General features: G+C 75.3%; 10 protein-coding genes. 8 read left to right on the top strand and 2 right to left on the bottom strand.

The genetic code is table 11. From position 1 onward, the window contains the following. Window positions 1-48: 48 nt before the first annotated feature. Both ACYVI6_RS04570 and ACYVI6_RS04565 read left to right on the top strand, forming a co-directional pair. Window positions 49-1,437 (top strand): bifunctional folylpolyglutamate synthase/dihydrofolate synthase, encoded by a 1,389-nt coding sequence (locus ACYVI6_RS04570; RefSeq protein WP_460445233.1) that lies wholly within the window; start codon window positions 49-51, stop codon window positions 1,435-1,437. Then, entirely contained in the window at window positions 1,434-1,859 is a 426-nt protein-coding gene (locus ACYVI6_RS04565; protein WP_460445232.1) for a DUF4233 domain-containing protein, read from the top strand. The genes ACYVI6_RS04570 and ACYVI6_RS04565 overlap by 4 nt, the downstream gene beginning before the upstream one ends. 47 nt (window positions 1,860-1,906) lie before the next feature. On the opposite strand, the gene ACYVI6_RS04560 is transcribed toward ACYVI6_RS04565, so the two are convergent. Then, window positions 1,907-2,794, bottom strand: a complete 888-nt coding sequence (locus tag ACYVI6_RS04560; RefSeq protein WP_460445231.1) for a hypothetical protein — start codon at window positions 2,792-2,794, stop codon at window positions 1,907-1,909. Window positions 2,795-2,897: 103 nt separating this feature from the next. Between ACYVI6_RS04560 and ndk the strand changes: the two genes are divergently transcribed. The 6 genes from ndk to rodA all read left to right on the top strand — a co-directional run bounded on the left by ndk (window position 2,898) and on the right by rodA (window position 9,337). After that, a complete protein-coding gene (ndk, locus tag ACYVI6_RS04555; RefSeq protein ID WP_460445230.1) occupies window positions 2,898-3,320 on the top strand; it encodes a nucleoside-diphosphate kinase in 423 nt (140 codons plus the stop codon). A 139-nt stretch (window positions 3,321-3,459) separates the two neighbouring features. Further along, window positions 3,460-4,479, top strand: coding sequence for a rod shape-determining protein (locus ACYVI6_RS04550; RefSeq protein ID WP_460445273.1), 1,020 nt, complete (start codon window positions 3,460-3,462; stop codon window positions 4,477-4,479). Window positions 4,480-4,615: 136 nt separating this feature from the next. Further along, complete coding sequence (gene mreC, locus ACYVI6_RS04545) at window positions 4,616-5,479, top strand: rod shape-determining protein MreC (protein ID WP_460445229.1); 864 nt, start codon at window positions 4,616-4,618, stop codon at window positions 5,477-5,479. Further along, window positions 5,476-5,988: a rod shape-determining protein MreD gene (gene mreD, locus ACYVI6_RS04540; protein ID WP_460445228.1), complete on the top strand. Its 513-nt coding sequence runs from the start codon at window positions 5,476-5,478 to the stop codon at window positions 5,986-5,988. The genes mreC and mreD overlap by 4 nt, the downstream gene beginning before the upstream one ends. Window positions 5,989-5,993: 5 nt before the next feature. After that, window positions 5,994-8,177 carry a penicillin-binding protein 2 gene (gene mrdA, locus ACYVI6_RS04535; protein WP_460445227.1) on the top strand — a complete coding sequence of 728 codons (2,184 nt, stop codon included), beginning with the start codon at window positions 5,994-5,996 and terminating at the stop codon, window positions 8,175-8,177. Then, window positions 8,174-9,337, top strand: coding sequence for a rod shape-determining protein RodA (gene rodA, locus ACYVI6_RS04530; RefSeq protein ID WP_460445226.1), 1,164 nt, complete (start codon window positions 8,174-8,176; stop codon window positions 9,335-9,337). The genes mrdA and rodA overlap by 4 nt, the downstream gene beginning before the upstream one ends. Window positions 9,338-9,343: 6 nt before the next feature. On the opposite strand, the gene ACYVI6_RS04525 is transcribed toward rodA, so the two are convergent. Further along, window positions 9,344-9,856 (bottom strand): class F sortase (locus ACYVI6_RS04525; protein WP_460445225.1); only part of this gene is annotated, 513 nt, incomplete at its 5' end.

Raw genomic sequence — 9,856 nt, 5'->3', positions numbered from 1 at the left:
GTGCGCGGCCGGGTCGGCGCCGGAGTGGGCGGCTCCTAGGATGACGGGATGAGCAGCGGACGACCGGACGCCGAGCAGGTCGCCGCGCAGCGCGAGGCCGAGCTGCACCGGCGGCTGCGCGAGGTCGAGGCGGCGGTGCTCGCCCGGGCGCCCGAGAACCAGGTCGACCCGTCGCTGCGTGCCATCCGCGAGCTGATGGACCTCATGGGCGACCCGCAGCGGACCGTGCCGATGATCCACGTGACCGGCACCAACGGGAAGACGTCGACGGCCCGGATGATCGAGCGGCTGCTGCGCGAGCTGGGCATCCGCACCGGCCGGTTCACCAGCCCGCACCTCACCGACGTCCGCGAGCGCATCGCGATCGACGGCCAGCCGATCTCGGCCGAGGCGTTCGTCGCCGCGTGGGACGACGTCGCGCCGTTCCTGGAGATGGTCGATCGGCACAGCGCCGAGCTGGGCGAGCCGGTCATCAACTACTTCCAGGTGCTCACGGCCATGGCGTTCTCCGCCTTCGCCGAGGCCCCGGTCGACGCGATGGTCGTCGAGGTCGGGCTCGGCGGCACGTGGGACTCCACGAACGTCGCCGACGGGCAGGTCGCGGTGATCACGCCGATCGCCATCGACCACGAGCGGCTGCTCGGCTCGACGCGCGCGGCCATCGCGGGGGAGAAGGCCGGCATCATCAAGGCCGGTGCCGTGGCGGTGCTCGGGCTGCAGGAGCAGGACGCCGCCGAGGTGCTGCTGCACCGGGCCGGTGAGGTGGGCGCCGACGTCGCCGTCGAGGGCCAGCAGATCGGGGTGCTGGCGCGCGAGGTCGCGGTGGGGGGCCAGGTCGTCACCGTGCAGGGCCTCGGCGGGGTCTACCCCGACCTGTTCCTGCCGCTGCACGGCGAGCACCAGGCGCACAACCTGGCCTGCGCCCTCGCGGCCGTCGAGGCGTTCGTCGGCGGCGGTCGCGACCGGCTCGACCTCGACCTGGTGCGCGACGCCGTCGCCGGCATGGACTCGCCCGGCCGGCTGGAGGTCGTGCGGCGCAGCCCGACCGTCGTCGTCGACGCCGCGCACAACCCGGCCGGTGCGGAGGCGCTCGCCGGCAGCCTGGAGGAGGCGTTCGCCTTCAGCCGGCTCGTCGGCGTGGTGGCCGTGCTGCAGGAGAAGGACCCGCTCGGCATCCTCGAGGCCCTCGAGCCGGTGCTCGACGAGATCGTGGTCACCCGCACGTCGTCCAGCCGGTCCACGCCGCCGGACGAGCTCGCGGCGGTGGCCGAGGAGGTCTTCGGCGAGGACCGGGTGCACGTGGCCCGCGACCTGCCGACCGCCCTCGACGTCGCCGTGACCCTCGCCGAGCGCGACGGCGACCTCGGGGCCGGTGTGCTGGCGACCGGTTCGGTCACCATGGCCGCCGAGGTGCGCATCCTGCTGGGCGCGTCGTGAGCGACCCCTCCACCGACCCCGCCGCCGAGCCGGTGCAGACCGCGCGGCCCCCGCGCTCGCTGCGCCGCACCTTCGCGTCGATGGTGCTGGTGGGCGACGTGTTCGTCGCCGGCTTCGCGGCGCTCGCCGCCAAGGACCTCACGACCCTGCCGGGCAGCCAGATCGTGATCGGCTGGCTGGTGCTCACGGTGCTGGGCCTGCTCGCCGCGGGCATGCTGCGCTCGCGCGCCGGCTACGCCCTCGGCTGGGTCGAGCAGGTGCTGCTGCTGCTCACCGGCGTCTGGCTGCCCGTCATGTGGTTCATCGGGCTCGCGCTCGCCGTCACCTGGGTCGTGCTGCTGGTGAAGGGCGCCCGGGCGGACGTCGTCACCGCCCGCCGGCTCGTCGAGGAGCAGGAGTGGCAGCGCACGCACGGCGGCTGACCGCACCGTCCCGGTCGGGCTGAGGCGGCCCCGGCGGTCCCGGCGGGTCACGGCTCGTCGGCGACCTCCTCGGGCGGCGGGGTGCCCGGCAGGCCGAGGTCGCTCCAGGGCAGCAGCCCGGTCGACAGCAGCACCGCCACCGGGCGCCCGTCGGACGTCTCGCCGACCGCGCCCGGGAAGCCGCCGTCGCCGCCGGTCGACACCACGTAGGCGGCTGCGCTCCCGCGCGGGGTGGCCGGCGTGCTCCACCGCAGGCAGTCGGCGACGTCGAAGGCGTCGATGGCCGCGGCGTCCAGGGTGGCCGCCGCGTCGCCGTGGTTCCCCACCCGCGCCTGCGCCGCCACGCCGGCCAGCGCGAGCAGCCCGTCGCCGGTCCCGGCGCCGAGCTCGTCGACGTCGCGCCAGCGCGCCACCCGGCCCGGGGCGACGCGCACCTCCACGGCGGCGACCTCCAGCCAGTCGGGGTGCGCCGGGTCGTCCGGGCGCCACAGCAGCAGCGTCGCCGGGTGCAGCCCCTTCGGCACCCGCAGACCGTCGCCGGCCTCGCCGTAGGGCACGCCCTGCCCGTCGAGCCCGGCGATCCGGCCGTCGCGCACGTCGAGCGTGCCGAGGGCGACGGCGCGGGTGCGGCCGGCCGGCTGCTGCCACGTCGGGTGCGCCGGCACGGGACCGGGTCGCAGGTCGAGCGGGTCGCCGGCACGATCGAGGTCGCAGGGCGCGATGCGCACGCGGTCGAGCTCGAGCCCGCCCGCGGTGGCGGTGGGGCTCGGCCCGGCCGGCCGGGGCGGCGCCGGCGTGCGCGGTGCCGCGTCGTCGGCGGGCTGCGCGGACGCGGGCGCCCGTCCGGGCAGGGCGTCCCACGGTCGCTGCCAGGCCAGCACCGCGCCGACGACGACGAGCGCCAGGGCGACCGACGTCCGGGTGTCACGGTCCACACGTGCAGGTCGGCGGGGTGAGCGACCGGCTTGAGGGGTGCGTGGCGGCCGTCGCCGGGTCGGTAGGGTCGGGGCCGACGTCCGACTCCCGAAAGGCCACACCATGACCGAGCGCAGCCTCGTCCTCGTCAAGCCCGACGGCGTGCAGCGCCGCCTGACCGGCGAGATCCTGCGCCGCATCGAGGCCAAGGGGTACGCGCTCGTCGCCCTCGACGTGCGGTCGGTCGAGCGGGCCACCCTCGAGCAGCACTACGCCGAGCACGAGGGCAAGCCCTTCTACGAGCCCCTGCTGGAGTTCATGTCGTCCGGGCCGGTCGTCGCCGTCGTCATCGAGGGCGAGCGCTGCATCGAGGCCTTCCGGTCGCTCGCCGGCGCCACCGACCCGACCGTCGCCGCGCCGGGCACGATCCGCGGCGACCTCGGCCGCGACTGGGGCCTGAAGGTGCAGCAGAACCTCGTGCACGGGTCCGACTCGCCCGAGTCGAGCGCCCGCGAGATCGGCATCTGGTTCCCCGAGCTGGGCTGACCGCGAGGTCCGATCTGCACGACGTCTTCACGACCGAGCCCGTGCAGCGAGGGCCCTGGGCGGACGCCGGAGCCGCGTACGATGGGTGCCTGCCCTGCCCGACTCGTCCCGAGAGGTGCACCCCCGCTCCATGAGCAGCATGTCCTTCATCGGCCGTGACATGGCCGTCGACCTCGGCACCGCCAACACCCTCGTCTACGTGCGGGGGCGGGGCGTCGTGCTCGACGAGCCCAGCGTCGTGGCGATCGACGAGCACACCGGCAAGCTGGTGGCCGTGGGCCTCGACGCCAAGCGCATGATCGGGCGCACCCCGGGCTACATCAAGGCGATCCGCCCGCTGAAGGACGGCGTGATCAGCGACGCCGACACCACCGAGCGGATGCTGCGCTACTTCATCCACAAGGTGCACAAGCGCTCGCGCTTCGCCCGGCCGCGCATCGTCATCTGCGTGCCCAGCGGCATCACCGGCGTCGAGCGTCGGGCGGTCGAGGACGCCGCGAGCCACGCCGGCGCCCGGCGGGTCTACATCATCGAGGAGCCGATGGCCGCCGCGATCGGCGCCGGGCTGCCCATCGAGGAGCCCACCGGCAACATGGTGGTCGACATCGGCGGTGGCACCACCGAGGTGGCGGTGATCAGCCTCGGCGGCATCGTGACCGCGCAGTCGATCCGGGTCGGCGGCGACGAGCTCGACAGCTCGATCATCCAGTACGTCAAGAAGGAGTACTCCTTGATGCTGGGCGAGCGCTCGGCCGAGGAGATCAAGATGAGCATCGGCTCGGCGGCGCCGCTCGACGGCGACCCGAAGGCCGAGATCCGCGGTCGCGACCTGGTCTCGGGGCTGCCGAAGACGATCACCGTCGGCTCCGAGGAGATCCGCAAGGCGATCGAGGAGCCGGTGAACGCGATCGTCGACGCCGTGAAGTCGACGCTCGACAAGTGCCCGCCCGAGCTCAGCGGCGACATCATGGACCGCGGCATCGTGCTGACCGGCGGCGGCGCCCTGCTGAAGAACCTCGACGACCGGCTGCGCCACGAGACCGGCATGCCGATCCACGTCGCCGAGGACCCGCTCATGTCGGTGGCCCTCGGCTCCGGCCGGTGCGTCGAGGACTTCGACGCCCTGCAGCGCGTGCTCGTGCCCGAACGTCGTCCGTGACCGAGCGCGTCACCACCACGCGCCGACCGTGAGCCCCCCGCGCGGGTCGCTGCGACCCCCTGCCACTCCGCCCCGGGCGCCGCGCCCGTCGCGGCGCGGTGTCGACCGGTCGAGGCGGCCGGGCCGCTCGCGGGCGGTGCTCGCCCCGCTGGTCGTGCTCACGGTGCTGCTGCTGCTCGCCGACGCCGCCGCCGCGCTGGGCGGCGTCACCGACCGCCTGCGCGGGGCGGTGTCGGCGGTGCTCGGCCCCGCGGAGGGCCTCGCGTCCGCCGCGGGCGGCAACCTGGCCGACGCCGCGCGGGGCCTGACCGGCGGCACCTGCGAGCAGACCGAGGCCCTGCGTCGCGAGAACGACGCCCTGCGGCTGCAGGCGGCCAGCGGCGACGACGACCGGCGCCGGGCCGCCGAGCTCGACGGGCTGCTGCGGGTGGCCGGCCTCGGCGGGTACCGCGTCGTGCCGGCCCGCGTGGTCGCCGTCGCCCAGCGCCAGGACGACGCCCACCGGGTGACCGTCGACGCCGGTACCCGCGACGGCGTGCGCCCCGAGATGACCGTGCTCGACGGCGACGGCCTGGTCGGTCGCGTGCTGCGCGCCGGGCCGACCACCGCCGACGTGCTGCTGGTGACCGATCCCGACTTCTCGGTGGGGGTTCGGCTCGAGCGCACCGGCCGCATCGGCGTGGCCACCGGCGCGGGCGACGACCCCATGCACCTGAACCTGCTCGACGCGCAGACCGACGTGCAGCCCGGCGCCCGGCTGGTGACGCTCGGCAGCGAGGGCGACCGCCCGTTCGTGCCCGGCGTGCCGGTCGGCGAGGTGCGCTCGGTGCAGATCAGCCCGGGCACCCTCTCGCGCAGCGGCACCGTCGCGCCGTTCGTCGACCCCGGCACCCTCGACCTCGTCGGCGTCGTCGTGCAGGCGCCCCGCACCGACCCCCGCGACGCCGTGCTGCCCCCGAAGCCGACGAAGACCGCCACGAGCACGCCGGGCACGCCGTGACGCCGGCGCGGGTGGTGCTGGCCGCTGGGCTGATCGTGCTGGCCCAGGTGCTCGACGTCGCGGTGCTGGCCCGCTGGTCGCTGCCCGGTGCCTCGCCCGACCTCACGCTGCTCGTCGTCGTCGCGCTCGCCCTGCTCGGCGGCAGCCGCGTCGGGGCCTGCGCCGGGCTCTGCGCGGGGCTGCTCGCGGATCTCGTGCCCCCGGCCACCGGGCTGCTCGGGCTCACCGCGGTCGGGTACGGCCTGGCCGGCGCGGTGGCGGGGCGCTGGCACCGGCCGGTGGCCCGCTCGGCGCTGCTGCCGCTCGTCGCGGCCGCTGCGGCGTCGCTGGTGTCGACGTGCTGGCGGCTGCTGACCGCGCTGGTCGCGCTCGGCGCCGCACCGGGCTGGGCCGGGTCGCTCCTCGCCGGCGCGGCCTACGCCGTCGTCGGCGCGGCGCTCGTGGTGCCGCTCGTGGTGGTGCTCGACCGCGTGGTCGAGCCCGACGTGCCGGAGGTGGCGCGGTGGTAGGCCGGGTGACCCGGCGGCGCACCGACGGCCGCCTGCTGCTGGTGGGCGTGCTCGTGCTGAGCCTGCTGGTGACGCTGGTGGCCCGGCTGTTCACCGTGCAGGTGCTCGGCGCCGAGGGCTACGCCGCCGCGGCGTCGACGAACCGCGAGCGCGAGATCGTGACGCCGGCCGTGCGCGGCCTGGTGCTCGACGACCGCGGCCGGCCGCTGGTGGCCAACCGCTCGGCGCTCGTGGTGTCGGTCAGCCGCACCACGCTGCTCGACAGCGACGACGAGGGCCGGGCGCTGATCGGCCGGCTGGCCACCGTGCTCGGCGAGCCGTTCGACGACGTGTGGGGTCGCACGCAGCTGTGCGGCACGAAGGGTGCGCCGCGGGCGCCGGTCTGCTTCAACGGCGCGCCGTACCAGCCGGTGCCGGTGGCCGAGGACGTCGACCCGAAGGTCGCGCTGCAGATCATGGAGCGGCGCGAGGACTTCCCGGGGGTGACCGCCGAGCTGCAGGCGGTGCGCACGATCCCCGAGCCGCTCGGCGTGAACGCCGCCCACCTGCTGGGGTATCTCGGCCCGGTGACCGACGCCGAGCTGCGGGCCAGCTCGCAGGCCGCCCGCGACGGGCGCGCCGAGCTGCAGCGCACCGACCAGATCGGGCGCGCCGGGCTCGAGAAGCAGTACGACGACGCGCTGCGGGGTACCCCCGGCGTGCAGACCGTCGGCGTCGACATCCGCGGTCGCATCACCGGCACCCTCGAGCAGTCCGCGCCGGTGGCCGGCGACCACCTCGTCACGAGCATCGACGCCGAGGTGCAGCGGGCCGCCGAGCAGGCGCTCGCGAAGGGCATCGCCGCGGCGCGCGAGCGGCAGGACCCGGGCGGCCGCGGGCTGCTGAAGGCCGACTCGGGCGCGGTGGTGGTGCTCGACGTCCGCACCGGCCAGGTGGTGGCGATGGCCAGCTCGCCGACGTACGACCCGCGGGTCTGGCTCGGCGGCATCACCACGAAGCAGCTGGCCAGGCTGTCGGACGCCGACGCCGGCACGCCGCTGGTGTCGCGCGCCACGCAGGGCCAGTTCCCCGCGGCGTCCACGTTCAAGGTGATCTCGCTGCCGGCGGCCGTGCAGAGCGGCTACGACCTGCACGGCACGTACCAGTGCGGCAGCTCGTACGAGGTCGGCGACCGGGCGTTCCACAACTACGAGTCCGAGGCGTACGGCGCGATCGACCTGCACCGCGCGATCGTGGTCAGCTGCGACACGATCTTCTACAAGTTCGCCTACGAGACGTGGCTGCGGCTGGGCGGGCAGTCCGCGACGAGCGACAGCAAGGACCCGTTCGTGGCGATGGCCAAGGCGTTCGGGCTCGGTGCGAAGACCGGGGTCGACCTGCCCGACGACAGCAGCGGGCGCATCCCCGACCGGCAGTGGAAGCAGGACTACTGGAAGGCCACGAAGGCGCTGAGCTGCAAGCGCGCGAAGACCGGGTATCCCGAGGTCGAGCGCGACGACCCGGCGCGCGCCCGGTTCCTGTCGCAGCTGGCGAAGGAGAACTGCGCCAGCGGGTACGTGTTCCGGGCCGGTGACGAGGCGAACTTCTCCATCGGGCAGGGCGACGTCACGGTCACCCCGCTGCAGATGGCGCTGGTCTACGGCGCGATCGCGAACGGCGGCACGCTCTGGACGCCGCACGTCGCCAAGGCGGTCGTCGCACCCGACGGCCGGGTGGTGCGCCGCGTGCAGCCGGACGTGGCGCGCAAGGTCCCCGTGCGCCCGGAGGTGCTGCGGTTCCTGCGCAGCGCGCTGCGCGGCGTCGTGACGTCGGGCACCGCGGCGGGCGCGTTCCGCGGCTTCCCGGTGGCCGTGGCGGGCAAGACCGGCACCGGCGAGGTGTACGGCAAGCAGGCCACGTCCTGGTTCTCGTCGTACGCGCCGGCGAAGGACCCGCAGTACGCGGTGGTGGCCGTGGTGAGCCAGGGCGGCACGGGTGCCGGGACGTCGGCCGGCATCGTCCGCGACGTCTACTCCGCGATCTACGGGGTGCGGGGGTCGAAGAAGGTCGCCGAGAAGGCGGCGCTGCCCGGCGGGAGGCCGCCGGCGAAGCTGCCCACGGTGCGCGCCGACGGCACGATCGTCACGCCCGAGGGGCCGGTGGCGCCCACCGAGGGCCTGCCGGACGCCGGCACCCGGAGCGCCCGGTGAGCGTCGTCGGGGCGCTGCTCGACCGCGGCACGCGGGCCCGGCGGGCGCGCGAGCACGGCAGCGTGCTGGTGCGGCTCGACTGGCCGCTGCTGCTCGCCGCCCTGGCACTGTCGCTGGTCGGCGCGCTGCTCATCTGGTCGGCCACCCGCCGCACCCTGGGCGACGCGCTGGTCACCAAGCACCTGGTGAACCTGGTCATCGGCCTGGTGCTCGGCGCCGGCGTCTCGCTCGTCGACTACCGCGGGCTGCGGGCCTACGTGCCGGTGCTGTACCTCGCGGCGGTGGTGGGTCTGGTCGTCGTCATCACGCCGATCGGGTCGACCATCAACGGCTCGCACTCGTGGATCGTGCTGCCCGCCGGCTTCTCGGTGCAGCCGTCGGAGTTCGCGAAGGTCGCGCTCGTCGTCGCCATGGCGCTGCTGCTGTCGGAGCAGCGCGACGTCGACGACACCCCGCGGCACGCCGACGTCGCGCTCGCGCTGCTGGTCGCGGCGGTCCCGCTCGGGCTGGTGATGCTGCAGCCCGACCTCGGCTCGGCGCTGGTGCTGGTCGCCCTGCTGCTCGGCGTGGTCACCGTCTCGGGTGCGCCGGCGCGGTGGGTGGCCGGGCTGCTGGTGGTCGGCGCCCTGGGCGTCGGCCTGGCGCTCACCACCGGCGTGCTCGACGGCTACCAGAGGGACCGGCTGACCGCGTTCGCCGACCCGGCCGCCGACCCGCGCGGCATCGGCTACCAGACCCGCCAGGTGCGCATCGCGATCGGCGGCGGCGGCACCTGGGGGCAGGGGCTGTTCCACGGCGCGCAGACGCAGGGGGGCTTCGTGCCGTACCAGCAGACCGACTTCGTGTTCTCGGTCGCGGGGGAGGAGCTGGGCTTCGTGGGTGCCGGCGCGGTGGTCGCCCTGCAGGCGTTCGTGCTCTGGCGCGCGCTGCTGGTCGCCCGCCGGGCCGAGGAGCTGTTCGGGCGGCTGGTCGCGGTGGGCGTCGCGTGCTGGTTCACGTTCCAGGTGTTCGAGAACGTCGGCATGAACCTCGGCATCATGCCGGTCACCGGGCTGCCGCTGCCGTTCGTGTCGTACGGCGGGTCGTCGATGTTCGCCTCCTGGCTGGCGATCGGCCTGCTGCAGAACGTGCGCCTCGGCATGTCGGCTCGCGCGAGCTGACCGGTTCTAGCTGGCGTAGACCACGAGGTTGTCGCGGTAGTGCCCCTGGGCCCGGTCGAACGTGCCGCCGCAGGTGATCAGCCGGAGCACCGGCCCCGGCACCGGGCCGTAGACGTCGGCGGTCGGGAATCGTGACTTCGCGTACTGCTGCACCTCGTCGACGGTGAAGCGCACGACCCGTCCGCCGGCGAGCAGCACCTGCACCTCGTCACCGGGGCGCAGCTCGCGCAGCCGGAAGAACACGGCCGGTGCGGTGCTGGAGTCGACGTGCCCCGCGATGACCGCCGGGCCCCGCTGCCCGGGTGCCGGCCCGACGTCCAGCCATCCGGCGCGGTCGGGGTCGCGCGGCACCTCGATGCTGCCGTCGGCCGAGATGCCGAGGTGCTCGAGCGACGTCCGGACGCCGATGCGGGGGATCCGCAGCTCGACCGGCTGCGCGCCCGCCGGCACCGCCCCCGCCGTCGCGTCCGGTGCCGGCAGCGGCTCCGCCGCCACGCCCGGTGGCGCCGCGCCCGGTGC

The organism is Angustibacter aerolatus (assembly GCF_054776675.1).
This window is presented reverse-complemented; position numbering and strand designations above follow the sequence as displayed.

Excerpts from the sequence above, each read along its gene's own strand:
- ACYVI6_RS04550 (WP_460445273.1), top strand. The coding sequence starts at position 3,460 with ATGTCCTTCATCGGCCGTGACATGGCCGTCGACCTCGGCACCGCCAAC.
- ACYVI6_RS04570 (WP_460445233.1), top strand. The coding sequence starts at position 49 with ATGAGCAGCGGACGACCGGACGCCGAGCAGGTCGCCGCGCAGCGCGAG.
- ndk (WP_460445230.1), top strand. The coding sequence starts at position 2,898 with ATGACCGAGCGCAGCCTCGTCCTCGTCAAGCCCGACGGCGTGCAGCGC.